22 protein-coding genes and 11 tRNA genes are annotated in these 22,450 nt (G+C 42.5%); 31 read left to right on the top strand and 2 right to left on the bottom strand.

Annotated elements, in window-relative coordinates:
- The first annotated feature begins 126 nt into the window (after nucleotides 1-126).
- The 5 genes from BM126_RS20200 to BM126_RS20225 all read left to right on the top strand — a co-directional run bounded on the left by BM126_RS20200 (nucleotide 127) and on the right by BM126_RS20225 (nucleotide 7,444).
- Nucleotides 127-450 carry a metal-sensitive transcriptional regulator gene (locus tag BM126_RS20200; protein WP_256213206.1) on the top strand — a complete coding sequence of 108 codons (324 nt, stop codon included), beginning with the start codon at nucleotides 127-129 and terminating at the stop codon, nucleotides 448-450.
- Nucleotides 451-865: 415 nt separating this feature from the next.
- Nucleotides 866-1,633, top strand: coding sequence for a hypothetical protein (locus BM126_RS20210; protein WP_090991202.1), 768 nt, complete (start codon nucleotides 866-868; stop codon nucleotides 1,631-1,633).
- Nucleotides 1,634-2,101: 468 nt separating this feature from the next.
- Nucleotides 2,102-3,175 (top strand): D-alanine--D-alanine ligase, encoded by a 1,074-nt coding sequence (locus BM126_RS20215; protein WP_090991203.1) that lies wholly within the window; start codon nucleotides 2,102-2,104, stop codon nucleotides 3,173-3,175.
- Nucleotides 3,176-3,340: 165 nt separating this feature from the next.
- Nucleotides 3,341-4,717 (top strand): UDP-N-acetylmuramoyl-tripeptide--D-alanyl-D-alanine ligase, encoded by a 1,377-nt coding sequence (gene murF / locus BM126_RS20220; protein ID WP_090991204.1) that lies wholly within the window; start codon nucleotides 3,341-3,343, stop codon nucleotides 4,715-4,717.
- Between the two features lie 1,236 nt (nucleotides 4,718-5,953).
- Nucleotides 5,954-7,444 (top strand): degradosome RNA helicase CshA, encoded by a 1,491-nt coding sequence (locus BM126_RS20225; RefSeq protein WP_256213205.1) that lies wholly within the window; start codon nucleotides 5,954-5,956, stop codon nucleotides 7,442-7,444.
- A 239-nt stretch (nucleotides 7,445-7,683) separates the two neighbouring features.
- Here BM126_RS20225 and BM126_RS20230 read toward each other — a convergent pair whose 3' ends face one another.
- Entirely contained in the window at nucleotides 7,684-8,280 is a 597-nt protein-coding gene (locus BM126_RS20230; protein WP_090991205.1) for a rhomboid family intramembrane serine protease, read from the bottom strand.
- A gap of 72 nt (nucleotides 8,281-8,352) precedes the next feature.
- On the opposite strand from BM126_RS20230, the gene acpS reads away from it, so the two are divergent.
- The 14 genes from acpS (at nucleotide 8,353) to BM126_RS20300 (ending at nucleotide 20,338) form a co-directional block, all read left to right on the top strand.
- Complete coding sequence (acpS, locus tag BM126_RS20235; RefSeq protein ID WP_090991206.1) at nucleotides 8,353-8,709, top strand: holo-ACP synthase; 357 nt, start codon at nucleotides 8,353-8,355, stop codon at nucleotides 8,707-8,709.
- Nucleotides 8,710-8,963: 254 nt separating this feature from the next.
- Nucleotides 8,964-9,971 carry a LolA family protein gene (locus tag BM126_RS20240; protein WP_090991222.1) on the top strand — a complete coding sequence of 336 codons (1,008 nt, stop codon included), beginning with the start codon at nucleotides 8,964-8,966 and terminating at the stop codon, nucleotides 9,969-9,971.
- Nucleotides 9,972-10,296: 325 nt separating this feature from the next.
- Nucleotides 10,297-11,487 carry an alanine racemase gene (alr, locus tag BM126_RS20245; RefSeq protein WP_090991207.1) on the top strand — a complete coding sequence of 397 codons (1,191 nt, stop codon included), beginning with the start codon at nucleotides 10,297-10,299 and terminating at the stop codon, nucleotides 11,485-11,487.
- Nucleotides 11,488-11,715: 228 nt separating this feature from the next.
- Nucleotides 11,716-11,997, top strand: a complete 282-nt coding sequence (locus BM126_RS20250) for a CopG family ribbon-helix-helix protein (protein WP_071352009.1) — start codon at nucleotides 11,716-11,718, stop codon at nucleotides 11,995-11,997.
- 7 nt (nucleotides 11,998-12,004) lie between these two features.
- Nucleotides 12,005-12,355, top strand: coding sequence for a type II toxin-antitoxin system PemK/MazF family toxin (locus BM126_RS20255; RefSeq protein WP_071352039.1), 351 nt, complete (start codon nucleotides 12,005-12,007; stop codon nucleotides 12,353-12,355).
- Nucleotides 12,356-12,858: 503 nt separating this feature from the next.
- Nucleotides 12,859-13,692, top strand: coding sequence for an RsbT co-antagonist protein RsbRA (locus tag BM126_RS20260; RefSeq protein ID WP_090991223.1), 834 nt, complete (start codon nucleotides 12,859-12,861; stop codon nucleotides 13,690-13,692).
- Nucleotides 13,689-14,045, top strand: coding sequence for an STAS domain-containing protein (locus BM126_RS20265; protein WP_071352007.1), 357 nt, complete (start codon nucleotides 13,689-13,691; stop codon nucleotides 14,043-14,045). The genes BM126_RS20260 and BM126_RS20265 overlap by 4 nt, the downstream gene beginning before the upstream one ends.
- Nucleotides 14,046-14,049: 4 nt before the next feature.
- On the top strand, nucleotides 14,050-14,451 hold the full coding sequence (locus tag BM126_RS20270) for an anti-sigma regulatory factor (RefSeq protein WP_071352006.1): 402 nt from the start codon (nucleotides 14,050-14,052) through the stop codon (nucleotides 14,449-14,451).
- Between the two features lie 12 nt (nucleotides 14,452-14,463).
- A complete protein-coding gene (locus BM126_RS20275) occupies nucleotides 14,464-15,474 on the top strand; it encodes a PP2C family protein-serine/threonine phosphatase (RefSeq protein WP_090991208.1) in 1,011 nt (336 codons plus the stop codon).
- Nucleotides 15,475-15,545: 71 nt separating this feature from the next.
- Nucleotides 15,546-15,878 carry an anti-sigma factor antagonist gene (locus BM126_RS20280; RefSeq protein WP_090991209.1) on the top strand — a complete coding sequence of 111 codons (333 nt, stop codon included), beginning with the start codon at nucleotides 15,546-15,548 and terminating at the stop codon, nucleotides 15,876-15,878.
- Complete coding sequence (rsbW, locus tag BM126_RS20285; RefSeq protein ID WP_071352003.1) at nucleotides 15,875-16,348, top strand: anti-sigma B factor RsbW; 474 nt, start codon at nucleotides 15,875-15,877, stop codon at nucleotides 16,346-16,348. The genes BM126_RS20280 and rsbW overlap by 4 nt, the downstream gene beginning before the upstream one ends.
- A complete protein-coding gene (gene sigB / locus BM126_RS20290; protein ID WP_090991210.1) occupies nucleotides 16,326-17,117 on the top strand; it encodes an RNA polymerase sigma factor SigB in 792 nt (263 codons plus the stop codon). The genes rsbW and sigB overlap by 23 nt, the downstream gene beginning before the upstream one ends.
- Nucleotides 17,114-17,722 (top strand): SpoIIE family protein phosphatase, encoded by a 609-nt coding sequence (locus BM126_RS20295; protein ID WP_090991211.1) that lies wholly within the window; start codon nucleotides 17,114-17,116, stop codon nucleotides 17,720-17,722. The genes sigB and BM126_RS20295 overlap by 4 nt, the downstream gene beginning before the upstream one ends.
- A gap of 435 nt (nucleotides 17,723-18,157) precedes the next feature.
- Complete coding sequence (locus tag BM126_RS20300; protein ID WP_305728160.1) at nucleotides 18,158-20,338, top strand: Tex family protein; 2,181 nt, start codon at nucleotides 18,158-18,160, stop codon at nucleotides 20,336-20,338.
- 54 nt (nucleotides 20,339-20,392) lie between these two features.
- On the opposite strand, the gene cmpA is transcribed toward BM126_RS20300, so the two are convergent.
- Nucleotides 20,393-20,512, bottom strand: coding sequence for a cortex morphogenetic protein CmpA (cmpA, locus tag BM126_RS20305; RefSeq protein ID WP_090991213.1), 120 nt, complete (start codon nucleotides 20,510-20,512; stop codon nucleotides 20,393-20,395).
- A 109-nt stretch (nucleotides 20,513-20,621) separates the two neighbouring features.
- Here cmpA and BM126_RS20310 point away from each other — a divergent pair, with 109 nt between their 5' ends.
- The 12 genes from BM126_RS20310 (at nucleotide 20,622) to BM126_RS20365 (ending at nucleotide 22,352) form a co-directional block, all read left to right on the top strand.
- Nucleotides 20,622-21,083, top strand: coding sequence for a SprT family protein (locus BM126_RS20310; RefSeq protein ID WP_090991214.1), 462 nt, complete (start codon nucleotides 20,622-20,624; stop codon nucleotides 21,081-21,083).
- Nucleotides 21,084-21,232: 149 nt separating this feature from the next.
- A tRNA-Asn gene (locus BM126_RS20315) sits at nucleotides 21,233-21,307 on the top strand.
- Nucleotides 21,308-21,312: 5 nt separating this feature from the next.
- Nucleotides 21,313-21,403 (top strand) — tRNA-Ser (locus BM126_RS20320).
- Between the two features lie 21 nt (nucleotides 21,404-21,424).
- Nucleotides 21,425-21,496 (top strand) — tRNA-Glu (locus BM126_RS20325).
- 33 nt (nucleotides 21,497-21,529) lie between these two features.
- Nucleotides 21,530-21,605: transfer RNA gene (locus BM126_RS20330), tRNA-Asp, on the top strand.
- 75 nt (nucleotides 21,606-21,680) lie between these two features.
- Nucleotides 21,681-21,755 (top strand) — tRNA-Gln (locus tag BM126_RS20335).
- Between the two features lie 6 nt (nucleotides 21,756-21,761).
- Nucleotides 21,762-21,837, top strand: a tRNA-Lys gene (locus BM126_RS20340).
- Nucleotides 21,838-21,850: 13 nt separating this feature from the next.
- Nucleotides 21,851-21,935 (top strand) — tRNA-Leu (locus BM126_RS20345).
- 51 nt (nucleotides 21,936-21,986) lie between these two features.
- A tRNA-Leu gene (locus BM126_RS20350) sits at nucleotides 21,987-22,072 on the top strand.
- 26 nt (nucleotides 22,073-22,098) lie between these two features.
- Nucleotides 22,099-22,175, top strand: a tRNA-Arg gene (locus BM126_RS20355).
- 5 nt (nucleotides 22,176-22,180) lie between these two features.
- Nucleotides 22,181-22,257 (top strand) — tRNA-Pro (locus BM126_RS20360).
- A 21-nt stretch (nucleotides 22,258-22,278) separates the two neighbouring features.
- A tRNA-Gly gene (locus BM126_RS20365) sits at nucleotides 22,279-22,352 on the top strand.
- Nucleotides 22,353-22,450 lie beyond the last annotated feature (98 nt).

A 22,450-nucleotide genomic window follows, 5' to 3' on the forward strand; every position in this document is an offset into this window, starting at 1 on the left:
GATTATCGTGATATTGAACATGAATGAATAGTGTTTCGTGCATTGCATACGCCAGGGGGGTATGATAGTATTTTTGTAGAGGGAGGCTGTGCAATGTGTGAAAAAAACCCTAATGAACAAAGTGTGATGCCGGTAGACCGGGCAGCGGATTGCTGCGAAGGGGAATCTTCCCGAAAGAGCCATCATTCTGACGCTGTTAAAAAGAACCTGATAACCCGCTTGAACAGAGTGGAGGGTCAAATAAGGGGCATTAAAGGACTAATAGAAAAAGATACCTATTGTGATGATGTGATCACCCAAATCGCTGCCACTCAATCTGCTCTGAACGGTGTAGGAAAGCTTTTGCTCGAAGGCCATATGAAGAGCTGTGTGGTTGAAAGGATTCAGGAAGGTGACATGGAGGTCCTTGATGAAGTGCTTGTGACCATCCAGCGATTAATGAAGAAATAAGAAACCAATAGTCAGTGCGAACAAGCAATGGCTGCGTTCGGAGGGGATTAAAGAGCCGGATTTCCGTTAAGATGCCATTGCTGATTACACTAATCTTTTGAAAGCTTTCTGTCAGAGAAGGCTTTTTATTTTTGCTCTGCTAAAAAGCACATATAGAGTCTGCTGTGAAGACGGGCAGGAAACCGTGTGGAGAAAGCGAACTGGCAAGATGCCTTGTACAAATCCGGCTGTTCTTCTTTCCCTGTTGATGGCTCCCTGAGCTACATTATCACAGCGGAATGCAGATTTAGGATTCACCAGGAAAATTCCTATTCAAATTATACAAAGGGGAAGTGTTTTTGGTAAAATAATCAATAATGAACTTTTTGGGCATTCTATTGGAAACAGGAGACAAATGCCAGTTCGGAGGGATAGTATGAAAAATGAAAGAAAAGACATTCTTTATATGCATGTGCAGGCTTCCGAACGATTTGTGATTTCCTATGGAATGAGCTTTCAGGAATTTGTTTATTCCCTGCAGCATCCTCTAGCCAATCTTCTGCTGCTGAAGCATCAGTATGAAGATGGGGAATTTAATAGAAATACGCTTTTGGATTATGTTCCAAGTGACAGTGTGATGAAGCTTCTTAAAGAGGATGTCAGCGAATATGGAGATTTTTGCTGGATAGACTTTGAAGAAGAAGCAGCTCTTGATGATATAGAAGATAAGGAACTTGCGGAGCTTCTGTTTTTGGGACACACCAAAAGCCATTTAAGGCCGCCCTTTTTCAGAAAGCTGAATAACCATTATGCATACCTTTCCCATGATGATGGATGGTTTAATAAAACATACTACAGATCCCTGGATACGTATTTTAAAATGCTTGGAAACTTACTTTCCATTAAGCTAGAATCGCTTCGGGTCGAGCGGACATGGCTCGGCATCCGGAAAAAAAGCGAATATCCCCAAGTGCCGCTAGAGGTTTTCGAAAGCCTGGAGCCTCTTATGGGAGAGGGAATCGCCATTTCCCTGATTGGGGTGCAGCAGTCAAGGAACCGTATTGAAATCCCTATTTGGACTGTGGGCGATTACTTGAATATGGATGATATGATTGAAGCCTATACTGAGGCAAAAAATGACAGCCCCCATGCACTTGTTGTGTATAACCGCAAAACTAAAGAATGGTCCGTAGTCCTGAAATAACAATGACTTTTTATCAGGTGAAAGAAGGGTCTGAAATACCTGCTGGCAGAATTGGCGGCATAAAAAAATATGCAAACAGGGGCTGACTGCCCGCAAAGCCCGGTCCTAATGTGACCGGGCTTTTTTGAATTTATCCTCCGGAATGATGGTGAATGCCCCGGCTAATGGCGGCATGCATGTTTACGGAATTAATTTTAAAGGTAAACAGGTGTAGGCCGTGCCCCTTATTTCATAAAATAGTGGCAGGTCTTTATGCTGTGAAAAAATGGTGGAATTAGAAAAAAGGAATAATAGAAATTTTATTTCTTTGCTTCAGAAAATGATACAATAGAAAAGTCAAATTTCCTCGCATGCATAACAGCTGCCCCTAATTTGCTATACAGCAAGCGTTAGGCCTCGCGCAAATGCTTACGAAGGAATATATTGCCTGAAAATTAATTTTTGTCTTGAATAATGGAGGTTACTGGAATGAAAACAAAACTGGGTCTGCTTTATGGCGGAAAGTCTGCTGAACATAATGTTTCCCTGCAAACTGCGTATGCTGTCCTTAAAGCACTGGATTTAGAAAAGTTTGATATACATCCTATCTATATTACTGAAGAGGGACAATGGGTAAACGGCCCGCAGCTGACTGCTCCTGTAGAATCTGTGAAAGAATTGGCTTATGCTTCTGAACAAACTTTTTCGCCAATGGCGTTAAGTGCGTCGGCTGAGGCTGGAGAAAACCGGGAAGGCTATGATGTTATATTTCCGCTCCTTCATGGACCGAACGGAGAGGATGGAACTGTCCAGGGAATGCTTGAACTGTTAAACATTCCTTATGTCGGGAATGGAGTTCTTGCCTCATCTGCTGGAATGGATAAAGTCATCATGAAAAATATCTTTGCTCAGGCTGGTCTTCCTCAAGTGAAGTACTCTTGGTTTGTGCGCACTCAATGGGAAAAGGACAAAGAAGGTGCATATCAGAAGGTTGAAGAAGAGCTTGGATATCCTTGCTTTGTAAAACCTGCCAATCTTGGATCCAGTGTCGGCATCAGCAAATGCACATCCAAGGAAGAGCTGGAAGCTGCCTTTATTGAAGCCTTCCAATTTGACCGCAAAATCATCGTGGAAGAAGGAGTTACAGCCAGGGAAGTGGAAATTGGTGTATTGGGCAATGATGAGCCCAAATGCTCTGTTGCCGGAGAAATCATTCCCAAAAAAGCCTTCTATGATTATAAAGCCAAGTATGAAGACGGTGAAACAGCCATGGTTATTCCAGCGGACATTTCAGAAGAGGAATACAGCAGCCTCAAGGAAATGGCCATTGATGCGTTCAAATCACTTGATTGTTCGGGCCTTGTCCGTGCCGATTTCTTTTTGACTAAAGAAGGAGAATTTTATATTAATGAAGTGAATACAATGCCTGGTTTTACACCATTCAGCATGTTTCCGCTTTTATGGAAGCATACAGGCGTTGACTATCCTCAATTGATAGAAAACCTGGTTGAACTGGCCCAGCAGCGCCATGATGAAAAACAAAAAATAAAATATACTTTCTGACTTTGGATAAAGAGATACTTCCGTCAGCGGGAATCTTTCTGCCTGATAATGCGGGATATGAAGAGTAAGCAAAAAAAGCAGAAGCTGCGGTTATCCAACTGCTGGCTTCTGCTTGCTTTGTTTTCTGATAGGATCACAGGGTTAATATTTTAAGGAGGCGCAAGAATGATTAGACGAAGCTTGAAACGTGTTCATGAAATGGCGGGAGGCCTGAATGTACTGGAAAATTTCCAGGATGCGGAGGTTTGCGGCGTTTCAATTGATTCGAGGAATATTGAAAAAAACAATTTGTTTATTCCTCTGAACGGCGAGAATGTTAATGGCCACCAGTATGTTGAAGGAGCTATAAAAAATGGGGCAGCAGCTTCATTGTGGGAAAAGGGTGTACCGAATCCGCCTGTTGGGCTTCCCCTGATCATCGTGGAAGATGCATTGGCTGCTCTGCAGCAGCTGGCAAAAGAGTACCGCAGCGAGCTTTCGCTTAAGGTGGTAGGTGTGACAGGCTCAAACGGCAAGACCACAACAAAGGATATGACTGCAAGCCTGCTTCAGACCCAGTACAAAGTTCATAAAACAAGCGGCAATTTTAATAACCATATTGGTCTGCCGTTAACGATTTTATCCATGAGTGAAGATACAGAAGCGGCTGTGCTTGAGATGGGCATGAGCGCAAGGGGAGAAATCAAACTGCTCTCTGAAATAGGGCGCCCGGATGTTGCGGTTATTACCAATATCGGCGAGTCTCACTTATTGGATCTGGGATCGAGAGAAGAAATCGCGAATGCCAAGCTTGAAATCCTTTCAGGCCTTTCAGAAGACGGGGTATTAATTTACCATGGAGACGAACCTTTATTGAGAGATCGGATTAAAGCTGAATTCCCGAAAGTTCGAGTTCTTTCGTTCGGCCGTTCTGAGAATAATGACATGTTCCCTATATCGATTACTCAGGAAAAGGACAGCACATCGTTCACTTTAAATAGTAATCCAGATACAGTGATGACCATCCCTGTACTTGGAAACCACAATGTTCTGAATGCCATGGCATCAATGCTTGCAGCAAAAGAGGCGGGAGTTCCTGAAGCATCCATGCAATCAGGAATGGACGAAATCCGTTTAACAAACATGAGGATGGAAATGGTCGAAGGAGCAAGGGGAGAAAAAATCATCAATGACGCTTATAATGCCAGTCCTACTTCGATGAAAGCGGCCATAGAGCTAATGGAAGGGATGTCAGGATTCAGGAAGAAAATCCTTGTGCTTGGTGACATGCTGGAATTAGGAGAGCAGGAAGGCGATTATCACCGGAAAATTGGTGAACAGATTTCAGCCGAAAAAATTGATCAAGTATTTACATTCGGTCCATTAGCCGAAAAAATCAGCGAAGGGGCTTTGACTGTTTTTTCAAAAGAAGATGTTTTTGCCTTTCAGGATAAAAACGAACTGATAGAGGAGCTTAAAAAGCATACGGGCACTAACGACCTTATTCTGGTTAAGGCTTCAAGGGGAATGAAGCTGGAACAAGTGGTATCAGCCCTTCGATAAAAGAACCATCAAGATAAGCAGCAAAACAACATGAAAGTAAAGATGAAGCTGCCCCTGGCGATGTGAAACCGCCAGGGGTTTTTCCGCTGTAATAAAACAGGTAAACTGATTTTTAAAATGATGTTATTTTGGGCGGTTTTCCGGGCAATACTTAAGTAGGAACATTTTTATGGCGGCGGGGTTCGGAATAAGCAGCGAAAATCTTCCGGATAGGCATGTTATACACACCAGAGGCTTCATGTCTAGTATAAATCTGCTGAATTTTCCTGTTTTCCGGGAATTCAGAGTAAATAATCGCTGAGGTATGGAATAGAGTATAGTAGAAAGAAACCTGTAATGTAAATTTAATGCAATGTGAAGATATCCTTTATTGCATTAAGGCGCTTAAGGTGGTAACATACAGTATGTGATTGCGTGTCATTTAATCGATGATAACTGTATGTGTATAATTATCTTTGCAAAAGACACAAATCAATGAAAGAGAGTTTACTGTTCCTTTTGAGAGAATTTCCGTTAAGTTTCTTCATTGTTTGTGAAGAATTCTGTACTTTTAGATAAAATAGGCCGCGCGTCTTGAAACCATATAAAAGCTGCCAGTGTGGCGGCTTTAGTTGCTAATAGGAAAGTCCGGCGTGACTGAGAAGTACTTCTTGGCCAGGCTGCCTCACAAGCCGATTGCTATACCCGCAGGGAGTTATTCTTTATAGGATGATGAACTGCCTGTATCCGCAGCGACATATTCTTGTGATTCTTTTCCACTTCCGCACCCCTCAACGCATAAGGGCCTGTTTTTTGTAAGAGCCTGGTTTCTTCCGGGTTTCCATGCAGCTTCGCAAGCTATGACTTCTGCTGAAAGAAGAAAGGTGCAGCAGCCCTCACCTAATAACCGGCTATCTGCCGCGTATTGCTACTTTGACATTTCCGTTTTTTTGAATTTAATTTTGGTTACATGTACTATTAAAAGGGCGATATTTATAATTGGAGCCAGCGTTTTTTTGATTTTTCCTGCGCTTGTTATGTTCTATATGCTTTTCTTTTTAATAAATCATCATTGAGTTCATTATTTTTTTTATTGTAGTCATTCTTTTAGGTGGTAATGAGAAAACTTTTCTTAAGGGTAAATTAATGATGCACTTATAATGCAAATTGCATTGGTGCCGTTATTCAACTGTCGTGGGCAAGAAAGTGAAAATTTGCTTATGATAAATTACATGATAAAAAAGGAGTACGACAATTTTGACTTTGTTTAGTGAATTAGGTTTAGACAGAACATCCATGAAATCGATTGAAAAAATGGGATTTGAAGAAGCGAGCCCGATCCAGGCACAGACTATTCCTTTGGCTCTTGAAGGAAAAGATCTAATTGGCCAGGCGCAGACTGGTACGGGAAAAACAGCTGCATTCGGTATTCCTCTAATTGAAAAAATAGATATTAAAGATGATCATGTACAGGGAATCGTAATAGCGCCAACACGTGAACTGGCAATCCAGGTATCTGAAGAGCTTTATAAGCTTGGATACGGCAAGCGTGCGCGTGTTATGGCTGTTTACGGAGGACAGGACATCGACCGTCAAATCCGTGCCCTGAAGAAACACCCGCATATCATTGTTGGGACACCGGGACGCCTGCTTGACCACATCAAACGCAAAAACATCCGCCTTGGCGATGTTCATACAGTGGTACTTGATGAAGCGGACGAAATGCTGAACATGGGATTCATCGAAGATATCGAATCAATCCTTTCGAATGTTCCTGAAGAAAGACAAACACTTCTTTTCTCTGCTACAATGCCTGAACCAATCCGTAAAATTGCGGAAAGATTCATGAATGAGCCGACGATTGTCCGTGTTAAAGCAAAAGAAATGACGGTTTCTAAAATTGAACAATTCTACGTGGAATTAAGAGAAAGCGAAAAGTTTGACACTCTTGCACGTTTGCTGGATATCCAGACACCTGATCTTGCAATCGTATTCGGACGCACTAAGCGCCGTGTGGATGAGCTTGCTTCTGCTTTGACCATCCGCGGATACATGGCTGAAGGAATCCATGGTGACTTGAGCCAGGCAAAACGCCTTTCCGTTTTGAAAAAGTTCAAAGAAGGAAACATTGATGTGCTTGTGGCAACTGATGTAGCAGCTCGCGGCCTTGATATTTCAGGCGTTACACATGTGTATAACTTCGATATCCCTCAAGATCCTGAAAGCTATGTCCACCGTATTGGACGTACAGGAAGAGCTGGAAAACACGGAGTTGCCATCACTTTTGTAACACCAAGAGAAAGAGGACAGCTTCATGCTGTTGAACATACAACAAAGAAACGCATGGAGAAATTGAAAACTCCTACGTTAACAGAAGCACTAGAAGGACAGCAAAAAGCAGTTACTGAAAAAATCGTCAATGCAGTTGAAAACGAAGATTTATCCCTGTACTTGTCTCACGCTGAAGAATTGCTTCAGAAGCATAGTGCAGTAGATTTGGTTGCTGCTGTGCTTAAGTCCATGACAAAAGAACCGGACAGCACTCCAGTTAAACTTACTGAAGAAGCGCCAATGCCGATGAAACGCGACCGCAACCGTTTCGGCAACAGCAACAACAGACAGCGCAACGGAAGAGGAACATCCGGCAAAAAAGAATACAGCAACAAGAGAACAAACAACCGCAAGCCAAGCGGCAGCTCTAATGGAAACCGCAGCACAGGGCAAAAAAGGGAACAGTTCAATAAATAAGCTCCGTTAGCTTATGTATTTCAGGCAGCCAGCCTGACTGGTTGAGCTGAAGGAAGCATCACTTATGAACAAACTAAGGATCACTCATAAAGGACGACTCAGCAGGGATGTATATGGATTGATAATCTGTATGCATCTTATGAGCCTGTCTTACTGGGGATCCTTTTTTTATTGCGGTAATGCGTGTTTTAAAGCTATTGGCAGGATTGAATGAACCGGTTTTTTATCAGCCAAGGCGCTTACACTTTTTTTAAAAAAAGGGCTGCCAAAAGAAAACCGCCCGCAAGCCCGCCTAAATGACCGATGCCATTTACTTCAGGCTGAATGAATGAAGCAATGACAGATACGATTATGAACGTGTAAAATATGGATGGCTGCCGCATGGGGATTATATCTCTTTTTACAAGTGCTGAATAAAGGTAAAATCCTAAAATGCCAAAAACGGCGCCGCTTGCACCAGTGTGTGTGTAGGTGAGCGGCATGCATAAAAAAGTGGCTATGTTGGACATTATTCCTGATAACAGGAATAATAGCGCGAACTTTAAGCTGCCGAGAGTGCGCTCTGCCCTTGGCCCGAGGAGGGCGAGGGAAAAGCCGTTGAAAAGCAAATGCCCTAAAGAGGTGTGAAGGAATATCGGTGTCAGCAGTCTCCACAGCTGCCCATTCCTAATGAAAAGATTGACGCCAGCCAGCTTTTGAAAAATAAGCAATCCAGGCATTGTTGGTATCAGAATAACAATATAACATATTCCTATCAGAGTGAGTATGCCGGTGACAGCAGGGGAGATTCCGTAAGGCTGCAGATTAAGAGCTGTTTTTTTATACAATTCAATCATTCCTTTAAAATAAATGTTTGTTTGAAATTTATATGCCAGGCATGTCCTGAATAGAAGGGAGCGTGAACCAGAATGATAAAAGGAATTGGAATGGATATCATTGAAATATCAAGGATCGCAAAGCTTGTTGAAGCGCATCCGAAGTTTCCAGAGCGGATCTTGGCGGGCGGCGAATTAAAAAGGTTTTCTGAATTAAAGAATAAAAGGAAAATGGAGTTTCTTGCCGGCCGGTTTTCTGCAAAAGAAGCATTTTCAAAGGCTTATGGTACTGGCATCGGAAAAGAACTCTCATTTTTGGATATGGAAATTTCATACGATTCAAAGGGAAAGCCCATCTTCATAGCTCCTATTTCCAAGGGCGTGCATCTTTCAATTACACATAGCTCAGAATATGCAGCGGCCCAGGTTGTTATTGAAGAATCAGAATAGGGAATCCCGGTGAAAAAGCATGGGGTAATAAATGGCCAGGCCCCCTCATATACTTTTATTGCTATAGGGAGACAAGGCCCGGTATAAGGTACATTGCAGGAAAAGCGCTCTCGAAAAATGTGAATGCCTTCCGGAAAGAAGGCATTCAAAACTGTGAAGACCCAATCATCCTGCCGAGAAAAACGTTGCCTCAATGTCTGGATCCTGCCTTTTCCTCTCCCTTTTTAAGTTCAATAAAAAAAGGGGTTGAAAAGATGAAGAAAGTGCTTGTGCTTTTCACTGGGCTATTGCTCGTGTTTGCTCTTTCTGGCTGCGGTCAAAAATCGCAGGAAGATGTGGTAAGTGCCTTGAACGAGAAGCTTACTGACATGAAGGGGTATAAAGCGAATGCAAAAATGACGCTTGAAATGGGAACAGAGCCACAGGTTTACAATGTTGTTATCTGGCATAAAGATCCTTCTTTTTACAGAGTGAATCTGAAAAACAACCAAAAGGAACAGAGCCAGATGATTCTGCGCAACAATGAAGGAGTGTATGTCCTGACTCCTGCTTTGAACAAAAGCTTTAAATTTCAGAGCGAGTGGCCGGAAAACAGCAGCCAGGCATATCTTTACGAGTCATTGGTGAAGGATATTATAGAGGATAAAAATGCTTCCTTCAAAACGGTAGATAATCATTATATTTTTGAGACGAAAACGCGTTATCAGAATAACAAAATGCTTCCTTATCAGGAAATCACCCTAAATAAAAAAGACCTTTCTCCGGTACAGGTAAAGGTTATGGATCCGGACCATAAGACCCTGGTCACAGTAAAGTTTTCAAATGTAAAGTTTGGAACCACCTTTGATAAAGACGCTTTTGATATGAAGAAAAATATGACAAGCGCCCAATTAGAGGTCCCTGTAATGGGCAATGTCGGGGACGACAGTTTTTCTGTCAAATATCCGGCGGATCTATCTGGATCCAGTTTGATAGAAGAAAAGAAAATTGATGCGGAAAATGGGAAGCGGGTTGTTTTAACATACGAAGGCAATAAGAACTTTACGCTGGTACAGGAGAAAGCAGAAGTGATGGAAACGACCATTGTTCCGACTGATATGAATGGAGAGCCTGTTGATCTGGGCTATACAGTTGGGGCAATGTCTGCACACTCACTTGCCTGGACGCATGATGGTGTGGATTATACGCTTGTTTCTGAAGACCTCTCTAAACAAGAAATGGTCACAATTGCAGAATCTGTTGGCGGGGATTCTGTTAAGTAATTTAAAAGCCTATACATGCAAATGATCTAGCCGGAATGCTTCCGTCTGGAACTTCGCATAAACTAATTTCTCCCGGCCCTTGTGCAGCGGAAAGGTATTTTTCTGTTCCCTGCTTTCCAAGAGCCGGTTTTTTTGATTTAATGCTGCCTCACCGACTCATTTTCTGCATGCCCAATCCGCTCAAATTGGAGGACCCTTCTTTAAATCCCCAGTAATATTGCTATAATAAAGGAATACTGATTAAATGCCATAAACTTTGGCTGGATGACAGGGTTGTTTCTGTCAGACACTAACAGCGATTACTATGAAAAAAAGAAAATAAGGGATGCAATATAAAGAAGGAAGGTTTGCAGGTTTGGAGACGCTAAAATTCCACAGAGATACGTGGGCAGAGATTAATTTGGATCATATCTATGACAATGTTGCTTCGATGAAAAAAAGGCTGCCGGAAAATGTGAAAATTTTCGCAGTTGTCAAGGCTAATGGATATGGACATGGAGATGTGCAAACGGCAAAAACAGCTTTGGGAGCTGGTGCTGATTTTCTGGCAGTAGCTTTTATTGATGAAGCTCTGTCTTTAAGACAAAAGGGAATTTCCGCTCCCATTCTTGTGCTTGGGGCGGCAAGACCTGAAAGTGCCGGTATTGCGGCCGAGAACCATATTACCTTAACCGTGTTCCAGGAAAACTGGATAAGGGAAGCCGGCCAGTATATTCCTGACGGCCAGACCCTGAAGCTCCATTTAAAATGTGACAGCGGAATGGGGCGCATTGGCATTAAAACAAAAGACGAATTGGAAAAAGTAGAAAAGAGTCTGGAGGAAGATCCAAGGTTTTATCTGGAGGGGATTTATACCCATTTCGCCACCGCTGATGAAATCAGCAAGTCATATTACCAGAAGCAGCTGAATATATTTAATGAGATGCTGTCTTGGCTGAAAAAGAAGCCTGAACTTATTCATGCCTCAAATAGCGCAGCATCCCTTCGCTTCTCTGATTCTGTCTATAATGCAGTGAGGATGGGTATATCCATGTACGGGTTAAGCCCTTCCCCGGAAATGAAGGAGCTATTGCCGTTCCCGCTGAAGCCCGCTCTCTCTCTTAAAACGAAAGTTGTGCATGTGAAAAAATTGCAAAAGGGAGAAAGTGTCAGCTACGGAGCAACTTATACAGCGAAAGAAGATGGTGAATGGATCGCTACGCTTCCAATCGGGTATGCAGATGGCTGGATCCGCAGGCTGCAGGGACTGAAGGTGAATGTATCAGGAGAAATGGCGCCAATTGTAGGGAGAATCTGCATGGACCAATGCATGGTGAAGCTGTCCAGGCAAGTTCCGCTGGGTACTGAGGTTATATTGATTGGGGAAAGTGAAGGGCTAAGCATATCTGCAGATGACATTGCAAAACGTCTGGAAACGATTAATTATGAAGTTACATGTATGCTGGGAGCGCGCATTCCGAGGGTTTATATCAGAAATGGAAAGGCGGCGGAGGTTTCCAATACTCTTTGGAAATGACTTGGGTCTTCGGTGAGGTTTCCTTAAAAAAAAGAAACAAGTTATATCACATCTTGTATGATTTGATTTTTATATTATGAAATTGTTTTAATATGAATAGAACACGTCCTTTTTTGCTGATAATAGTACAGAGTTTGGAATATACTCTTTGCAGAAGGCTGTTTTAATGGTAATATGAAAAAGGATATATATATTAAAGGTGTGTAGTGATGGTGGAGGTGTATGTTTGTGTCTGAATCCAGCGCAACAAGAGAAATTTTAATTCGATTACCTCAAAATTTTTTATCCGAATTAGATGGGTATGTTAGTGAAGAAAATGTGAATCGCAGCGAATTTATTTATCGTGCGACAAAAATGTATCTTCGCGAACGAAAAAAGAGAGAATTTCGCGAATCAATGAAACGTGGCTATATTGAAATGGCAGCCATTAATTTGACAATTGCTTCTGAAGCATTCCTGGCAGAATATGAGGCTGGACATTGCGTTGAACGATTAGCTAGCGGAGGCTGAGCCGTTGATTGTTGTTAAGCGTGGTGACGTATACTTCGCAGACCTTTCTCCGGTCGTGGGCTCTGAACAAGGCGGAACACGCCCGGTATTGATTCTGCAGAATGATATCGGTAATCGCTTTAGTCCCACTGTAATCGTGGCAGCAATTACAGCGCAGATCCAAAAGGCCAAACTGCCTACACATGTTGAAATCAATGCAAAGAAATATGGCTTTGAACGTGATTCTGTTATTCTTTTAGAACAAATCCGAACCATTGATAAGCAGCGCCTGACAGATAAAATTACGCATCTGGATGAACCGATGATGCAGAAAGTCAATGATGCACTGCAGATCAGCCTGGGTCTGGTTGATTTTTAAAAGAAAGTCTGGGAAAGTCTGGATATGAACAAAATGATCCTTTAGGCCTTTATTATATTTTTATCATGGTCCGTTAATGCGGGCGAAAAAACGGTTCCAGAATACTGGAGCCGTTTTTGCAATTTTGATGGTCTCCGCCAAGGGCGCTCAAGATTGTATCTGCAGATGAAGAAGTTTTTCCTTGTATCCAAAGGACAGGCCTTCTTGCTTTATGGTGTTCCGATACCGTCCTTTTCCTATTTTTTCTCTTGTTCCGCATTTTTTGCAGGGAATACACTATCATTTGACGAATGAAAGGACAACGCTATATAGTGAAAATATAGGAAAGAAGATTATTTGAAAATCAAAGAGGTTATTTTCTGAGAAATGACCCTGTAAATAAAAGAAGGATTCAAAGATTTGCAGTCATTCACAACTTTGCCTTATAAATTCTTGCCGTTTTAGCAGGGGGCATGCCGGAGTTATATGGGTTTTTGGCGATTGTGATAGAATGGGAGGAAAATATGAATCAGCTGGTTTACGATTTTATTACGAAAAATCACGATCATATCCTGTCTGAATGGATGGAAATGATGAAGCAGAATGCAGACGGCAGGCTGCTGAAAATTGTTTCTGATAACATGTTCAGCCAGACAAGCAGTGAATTTATAGATGTGATTATTACCAATACAGAAAATAACAACGAAGAATTTTCAGCAAAGCTGAATGACTTTGCAGAAAAGGTGGTCCGCCTGGGGTGGCCTTTGACATTCGTGAATGATGGATTGCATAAATTCACCAGAATCGTGCTTACTGGCCTCCTAAATCAGGGGCAAGTGGCCCCTGAGGACATATCATCCGTCATTAAGGAACTTGACGAGTGGTCAGCCCCTTTAAATAATGAGATAGTCGATATGTATACACAGACATGGGAAAGAACGGTCTCTCTCCAGAGAATTGCGCTTCAGGAGCTTTCTGCACCGCTGATTCCTGTACTGGAAGGAATTACTGTCATGCCGCTTATCGGCACCATAGATACGGAAAGAGCGAGACAGATTATGGAGAACCTGCTTGTTGGGGCAGTTAAGCATCGTTCCGAAGTTGTCTTGATTGATATCACGGGTGTCCCTGTAGTGGATACCATGGTAGCACATCATATCATTCAGGCTGCCGAAGCTGTCAGGCTGGTAGGAGCTAAGTGCATGCTCTGCGGCATCCGGCCTGAAATTGCCCAGACCATTGTCAACCTGGGCATTAACCTAAATGAAGTGGTAACTAAAAACACCCTGAAAAAAGGGATTGAAGCTGCACTGGAACTTACAAGCCGTAAGATTGTGGATGTGGAGGAAGAATCATGAGGATTCCAATATTAAAATTGTATGATTGCCTTTTGGTCTCTATTCAATGGGAGCTGGATGACGCGACTGCGCTGCAATTCCAGGAGGATTTGCTTCATAAAATCCATGAAACAAGCGCAAATGGTGTTGTTATTGATATTACCTCCATTGATTTCATTGATTCTTTTATTGCCAAGGTTTTAGGCGATGTTTTCAGCATGTCTAAGCTGATGGGTGCAAAAGTTGTAATTACCGGGATCCAGCCGGCTGTTGCGATTACTTTAATTGAACTAGGCATTACTCTAGATGATGTCCTTACAGCTCTAGATTTAGAGAAAGGCCTGGAGAAATTACAACAGGAACTGGGGGATTAAATGTATGGAGTTCCAATCCTGCGTGAAAATTATCAATGAATGGGACATCGTAGCGGCTCGCCAGCTTGGGCGAAATGTTGCCAAAGAGCTGGGATTTGGTACGGTTGACCAGGCTAGAATCACTACAGCAATAAGTGAACTCGCCAGGAACATATATTTATATGCCGGACAAGGCAGTGTCTGTATAGAAAAGATTTTTGACAGCGGGAAATCAGGCCTCAAAATCATCGCAGCGGATGAAGGACCTGGAATACAGGACATTCGAAAGGTGATGGAGGATGGGTTTACGACCTCCGGGGGACTTGGAGCAGGCCTTCCGGGTGTTAAACGCCTGATGGATGAGTTTGACATCGATTCCGTTCCCGGAAAGGGCACGGAAATCCGTGCAACCAAATGGCTCCGCTAAGGGGGGGGAACTATGAACTTTAGAGAGAACATGGAAGAAAAGTACCGTGAAGCTCTCTCTACCTATTTGCAAGACCAGACGGAACAAGCGTTGTATCAAGGGCAGAAGATCAGCAGAAAAACAATTGAATCTAAGATATCCCCAGAAGAAATCATCAGTCTGCACAAAAGCATTCTTCTGGAAATTTGTCCTGATACACCCGAAAAGGTCCTTAACTCAATGGATTTCTTGCTTGAGGTTATGATGGGATATGGAATTGCATACAGAGAGCATCAGAGTTTGCGGCATCAGCAGCAGGAATTGAAATCAGAGATTGAAATTGCGGCCAATGTCCAGCATACATTGCTTGAAACAAGCATACCGGTTGTTGACGGACTCGAAATTGGCGCAATCAGCGTTCCTGCGAGGCAGATGAGCGGTGATTACTATCATTTTGTCCAGGATGAAAATGAGTGCATTGGTGTTGCGATTGCCGATGTAATCGGAAAAGGCATACCCGCTGCACTTTGCATGTCCATGATCAAATATGCAATGGATAGCCTTCCTGAGCACCGGCATGCTCCGAGCAGCGTGCTGGAAAGCCTGAACCGGGTAGTGGAGCACAACGTAGACCCCAGCATGTTTATCACGATGTTTTATGGGCTATACAATCCCAGGAAGCATGTATTTTCTTATGCTGCCGCAGGGCATGAACCGGGATTTTATTATAATGCCGAAACGAAAGAATTCTCGGATCTCACTGCAAAAGGACTCCTTTTGGGCGTGGAGAAGAAAACAAGCTACCGCCAATATGAGAAAAATGTCGAGCCTGGCGATTTGATTGTGCTGCTGTCAGATGGCGTAACAGAGTGCCGCACGAGCGAGGGGTTCATTGAAAGAGAAACCCTTGTTGAATATATACAAAAAAATATACATTTAAAAGCACAGGATATAGTAAATAATATATACAGACAGCTAGAACGAATGCAGAATTTCCAGCTGCGTGACGATTTCACTCTAATTGTAATGAAAAGAGAGGTTTAACTCTCCTGAAACAGGGTATTTATATATTGCGATAGCATGTAATTAAGGATTGAAGAGGTGGGTTAAATTAGATGAATATAAATATTGACGTTCAAGACAACAATTCGCAGGTTGAAGTGCAAGTTAAAGGCGAAATTGATGCTTATACTGCTCCAAAGCTTAGAGAATCCTTATTTCCTCTTTCTGAGCAGAATCAAATATCATTGGTAATAGATCTTAGCGAAGTATCCTATATGGATAGTACAGGGCTTGGGGTATTTGTAGGATTATTTAAAAGCGTAAAAGCCCACGACGGAAAATTCAGGCTTATTGGTTTATCTGAACGTTTGCGCCGTCTTTTCGACATAACAGGCCTTGCAGACATTATTGATATAAAAAGTAGTGCAGAGGGTGGGTTAGAATGAGTCAGACATACGAATACATCGAAATGAAGATACCTGCAAAACCGGATTTCATTGGAGTCATTCGTTTGACACTTTCTGGAATTGCCAGCCGGATGGGATTCTCCTATGACGAAATTGAAGATTTGAAAATAGCCACCAGTGAGGCATGTACCAACGCTGTGCAGCATGCATATAAGGAAATGGATAAAGGTGAAGTAATTATTGGGTTTGGCCTTTATGAAGACCGCCTTGAAGTGATGGTTTCCGATAATGGAAAAAGCTGCAATTTCGATGAAGTGCGCCAAGGCATCGGACCATATGAAAAAGGAAATAACGTAGAATTCCTGAGAGAAGGAGGCCTTGGTCTTTATCTCATTGAAACCCTGATGGACGAGGTGAAAATTCACCAGCATGAAGGGGTTACAGTCTTTATGACTAAGTTTCTAGAAGGAGAGCAGGTGGAGATGGATGCAAAAACACTCTCAACCTAATCCGGCGGTAAAGGAAAAAGTAAATGAATGGATCAGAGCTTATCAGCTTAACCAGGATGATGAGGCCCAGAATCAGCTGGTGCTGCATTATCAAGGCCTGGTTGAAACCATTGCACGAAAGTATTCCAAGGGAAAGTCTTTTCAGGAAGATATTTCTCAGGTAGGGATGATTGGGCTGCTTGGTGCAATCCGGAGGTATGATGAGTCATTTGGCAAAAGCTTTGAGGCATTTGCGGTTCCTACAATTATTGGTGAAATTAAAAGATTTCTGCGGGACAAAACCTGGAGTGTCCACGTTCCAAGAAGAATTAAAGAGCTTGGTCCAAAGATAAGGGTCACTGTTGAAGAACTGACTACAGAGCTTCATCGTTCCCCAAAAATCGAAGAAATTGCCCGTCATCTGGATGTCCCTGAAGAAGAGATACTGGAAGCGATGGAAATGGGCAAGAGCTATCAGGCATTGTCTGTGGATCATTCGATTGAGGCAGACTCTGACGGCGGAACTGTTACCCTTCTTGATATCTTTGGAAATGTGGATGAAGGATTTGAAAAAGTCAATCAGCGTATGGTGCTTGAAAAGGTACTGCATGTGCTTAGTGAAAGAGAAAAGAAAATCATCCAGTACACCTATTTGGAGAATTTAAGCCAAAAAGAAGCTGGAGAAAAACTTGGAATTTCTCAAATGCATGTTTCCCGTCTGCAGAGAAGAGCCATTAAGAAACTGCAGGAAGCTATAAATGCGGAAAGCAACACGGAGTTTGTCCAATGATTAAAGAAGTGCTGCGCGAAACGGAAATCGAAGTGCTCGCCTCTCAGTCCTCTAAGGATGATATGCCATATTGCGGAGATGATTATTTTATCTGCCAAACAAAGGAGTACTTCCTTTGTGTTCTGGCAGATGGCTTAGGCAGCGGCAAGTTTGCATATGAGTCTTCCCATGCAGTTATTGAAGAAGTAAAGAAGAACCACAGCAAAGGGGTAGAAACCCTAATGGCGAATTGCAACAGTTCCCTGGTAAACAAAAGGGGAGCTGTCGTTTCCATTCTGAAGATTTATTATGATACGAAAGAATTTGTTTATAGCTCTGTTGGCAATATTCGTTTCTTTCTATATAATCCTCAGTCAGACAAACTTGTTTATCCTCTTCCTGTTACAGGTTACTTATCAGGAAGAAAACAAAAGTATCATACACAAAGATATAAATATGAGCCACATGCCAAATTTCTTCTTCATTCCGATGGTTTGCAGATTCAAGGAGCTAAAACCATTTTGAAGAAGCATTATTCTCTTGAACAAAACGCACATCATATTCTGCAGAATAATACAATGGAATCTGATGATACTACATTTATCCTGGGAAGCTTACTTTCATGATTTTAGTGAAGGGTAAGCTTTTTGTTTTTTTTATTTGGCGGTTTTCGTAAACTAGTGTTATGGAACGGGTTGATTTCCGGTGTAGGATGCTCCCTCCAGATAATCTAAGCAGAAGTCTCGCTCCATTCAACCTCACTTAAATAGGAAATTGCATTTTACAGAACTAAAAAAACGAAATTTTTTTTAAAAAAACCCTTTTATTTTTGCTCTTTTAAAGATTGATATAGATTTCGGCACAATAGTGTTTGGGATGTTAATCACCATACGAGAGCAGCGAGTCTTCCTGTTGAAAAACCATATTGATTGATGCCATACATATTAGCAACATAGATTTACATTTGATATGCTGTAAGTGAAACTTCAGTATGCAGGGCCAAACATGCCTGTTCATGCGGATAAAGAAGAAAAGATAAACGATGCTTGGAGGAAATGCTCTTGATAAGTGAAATTACTGCCCAAAAAGCTTTGATCGCACAAATTGCGAAAGAATTAACCTTGAAAGCACATCAAGTCCAAAATGTTATTGCGATGCTTCAAGACGGAAATACAGTGCCTTTTATTGCACGTTATAGAAAAGAAATGACAGGTTCTCTTGATGAGGTGCAAATCCGTTCAATTATGGAACGTTCTAATTATTTGGAAGCACTTGGCCAGCGAAAGGGTGAGGTAATCCGGATAATTGAGGAACAGGGAAAATTAACAGATGAGTTAAAAAAGCGAATTGAGGCTTCTGGGAAGCTTCAGGAAGTAGAAGATTTATACCGTCCATATAAGCAGAAAAGAAGGACAAAAGCCACTGCAGCAAAGGAAAACGGGCTAGAGCCGCTTGCTGTCTGGCTGATGGAATTCCCGCAGGGCGAGGATGTTCACGAAAAAGCGAAGCAATTCCTTACGGATGAAAACGGCCTGACTGCACCTGAAGAAGCAATCAACGGGGCCAAAGACATTATTGCAGAGCAGATATCGGATGATGCATCTCTAAGGAAGTGGATTAGAGAAGAGACCTTTAAAAAAGGCAGATTGATTTCGGCTGTTAAAAACAATGGCGAGGATGAGAAAAAAGTTTTTGAAATGTACTATGAGTATGAAGAACCTGTACAAAAAATTGTTCCTCATCGAATATTGGCGCTGAACAGGGGAGAAAAGGAAGATGTCTTGAAGATATCCATTCACCCTGATGGAGAGGCCATCCTTCGTTATATGGAAAAAAGAATTATAAAATCCAACCATTCCACGGCGGCTGGTTTTGTCAGAGAAGCTTTAGAAGACAGCTTCAAACGGCTGATATTTCCTTCAATTGAAAGGGAAATTAGAAAAGAGCTAACGGAAAAAGCAGAAAACCAAGCCATTCATATCTTCTCGGAAAATCTCCGGAACCTGCTATTGCAGCCTCCGCTTAAAGGGAAGACAGTTCTGGCTGTAGATCCTGCATACCGGACGGGCTGCAAAATGGCGGTTATCAATGAGACAGGTAAAGTAATGGATATCAGCGTGATTTATCCCCATCCTCCTGCAGCTAAAAAAGAAGCAGCAAAGGAAAAGATTAAAGAACTGCTAAAAGCATTCAGCATAGAAATAGTAGCCATCGGAAATGGTACTGCATCAAGAGAAACAGAACAATTAATCGCGGAAATATTAAAGGAATCAGGAAATGGCATCGCGTATATCATTGTAAATGAAGCTGGAGCAAGCGTTTATTCCGCTTCTGACATAGCGCGCGAGGAGTTTCCGGATCTGCAGGTAGAAGAAAGAAGTGCTGTTTCCATCGGCAGAAGACTGCAGGATCCTTTAGCTGAGCTAGTAAAAATTGATCCTAAATCTGTGGGGGTCGGACAGTATCAGCATGATGTTTCACAGAAAAAACTTTCTGACTCGCTGTCATTTGTAGTAGAAACAGCGGTTAACCAGGTGGGCGTCAATGTTAATACAGCATCTCCCTCCCTATTGCAATATGTAGCTGGGCTTTCTAAAGCAGTCGCGCAAAACATTGTAAAGAAACGCGACGAAGAAGGGCGCTTTACAAGCCGAAAAGAGCTTAAGAATATTCCGAGGCTCGGAGCCAAGACATATGAGCAGTGCATCGGATTTTTAAGAATAATAAACGGAGATGAACCGCTTGATCAAACATCTATTCATCCTGAAAATTATCAGGCTGTGAATCAATTTCTTCATAAGGTTGGTTATAGTTCTGGTGATCTGGGGAATGAGGACCTCAACAAAGTCCTTGTCACTCTTAATATTAAAGAGGTATCAGAGGAACTTGGAATCGGGGAGATTACCTTAAAGGACATAATAGATGCACTAATGAAACCGGGAAGAGATCCTCGGGATGATTTGCCAAAGCCGCTGCTCAAGCAGGATGTGCTTAAGATGGAAGATTTGCAAACTGGCATGGAGCTTCAAGGAACAGTGCGCAATGTAGTAGATTTTGGCGCGTTCGTAGACATTGGCGTTAAGCAGGATGGACTCGTGCATATCTCCAAGCTAAGCAGCCGTTTCGTCAAGCATCCATTAGACGTGGTATCGGTAGGAGATGTAGTCACTGTTTGGGTGGATCATGTTGATGCACAAAAACAAAGAGTTGCCCTGACAATGCTCAGTCCCGATAAGAGTTAAAAACAGGTCTGCCTTCCTTCCGGTATATTTGGGAGGGAGGTTTTTTTATTGTACTCAGGAACGATAGCTTTCTTTATTTGTATAAAAAAACCAGCATTGATTCAGAATCTTGATTTGCTGATAATCTTTTTCATAAAATGCTCTCCGCATTTGGTTTTGAAACCATTTAGGCATGAGTACACCCCTTTATTTGAAATAATCATTTAGCCTTCAGGAAAAGAAGCCCTTACAAGAGTGTATGTTATAATGGGTTGTCACGATACAAGAAGAAAGGAAGAGTGCGTTGGATAATCGTGAGCTTCAAATGCTCGTGGAGGAAATTTCCGAAAAAGACTTCAATAAACCTTTCTCGCATAAAGCCATTTTTAATCACCGCCTTAAAACTACTGGCGGCAGATACTTGCTGTTATCACATAATATAGAGATTAATAAAAAGTATTTTGAAGAAAGAGGCATGGAGGAATTAATCGGGATTATCAAGCATGAATTATGCCACTACCATCTTCATCTTGAGAAAAAAGGATATAAGCACCGCGACCGGGATTTCAGGGAGTTATTAAATAAAGTAGGTGCGCCCAGATTCTGCAAACCTTTAGAAGAAGTGGCGAAAAAGGCAGCGAAGCCAAAAAAGATCTTAAAATATGAATGCCTGGAATGCAGGCAGATTTATATACGCAGAAGACGGGTGGATACAGCCAGATATGTGTGCGGCAAATGTAAAGGGAGACTGGTGTTTTTAGAGTGAAAACAGCAGGGGAAGCGTAAGAATGACCTGCCGATTAAAGTGAATATAAAAAAAATAAAAATAGTGTTGACTTCGTGAGTAATCGTCTATATAATCTAAAGAGTCGACAAAACAACAACACGTTGATGCGGCACTTAAAACCTTATTATTCCGCAGTAGCTCAGTGGTAGAGCATTCGGCTGTTAACCGAACGGTCGTAGGTTCGAGTCCTACCTGCGGAGCCATTTTTGGGGAAGTACTCAAGAGGCTGAAGAGGCGCCCCTGCTAAGGGTGTAGGTCGCGCAAGCGGCGCGAGGGTTCAAATCCCTCCTTCTCCGCCAGCCGGACTTATTTACATAAAAGGCCCATTGGTCAAGCGGTTAAGACACCGCCCTTTCACGGCGGTAACACGGGTTCGAATCCCGTATGGGTCATTAAGACGAAAGTCTTCTAATATTATCATTCATGGTCCCGTGGTGTAGCGGTTAACATGCCTGCCTGTCACGCAGGAGATCGCGGGTTCGATTCCCGTCGGGACCGCCATTTTTATTTTAAAAAAAGTCTTGCATAATATAGTGAGTGTGTGTTATAATATTATCCTGTGCTTCTAATTTTCATTGGGCTATAGCCAAGCGGTAAGGCAACGGACTTTGACTCCGTCATGCGTTGGTTCGAATCCAGCTAGCCCAGCCATTTTTTGAGCCATTAGCTCAGTTGGTAGAGCATCTGACTTTTAATCAGAGGGTCGAAGGTTCGAATCCTTCATGGCTCACCATTTATATGAATATGCGGGTGTGGCGGAATTGGCAGACGCACCAGACTTAGGATCTGGCGCCGCAAGGCGTGGGGGTTCAAGTCCCTTCACCCGCACCATATTCATCTTGACACATTTGTCAAATCTGTTTTATTTATTCTTGCTGCTTTGCGGTCGTGGCGGAATGGCAGACGCGCTAGGTTGAGGGCCTAGTGGGGGCAACCCCGTGGAGGTTCAAGTCCTCTCGGCCGCACCAAATATATTAAAGAACATTTTAAAAATGCGCCCGTAGCTCAATTGGATAGAGCGTCTGACTACGGATCAGAAGGTTATGGGTTCGACTCCTTTCGGGCGCGCCATATTGCGGGAAGTAGCTCAGCTTGGTAGAGCACTTGGTTTGGGACCAAGGGGTCGCAGGTTCGAATCCTGTCTTCCCGACCATTTCCTCAATGAATTTAATATGCGGGTGTAGTTTAATGGTAAAACCTCAGCCTTCCAAGCTGATGTCGTGAGTTCGATTCTCATCACCCGCTCCAATTATTGCTCTTTGAAAACTGAACAAAACTAAGCGCCAACGTTTTAAAATAGTGAGCACACACTCTAAAAGCAAATGAGCAAGTCAAACATTTCTTCG

It is taken from the genome of Bacillus sp. OV322 (assembly GCF_900112495.1).
In the GTDB taxonomy this organism is placed as follows: domain Bacteria; phylum Bacillota; class Bacilli; order Bacillales; family DSM-1321; genus Peribacillus.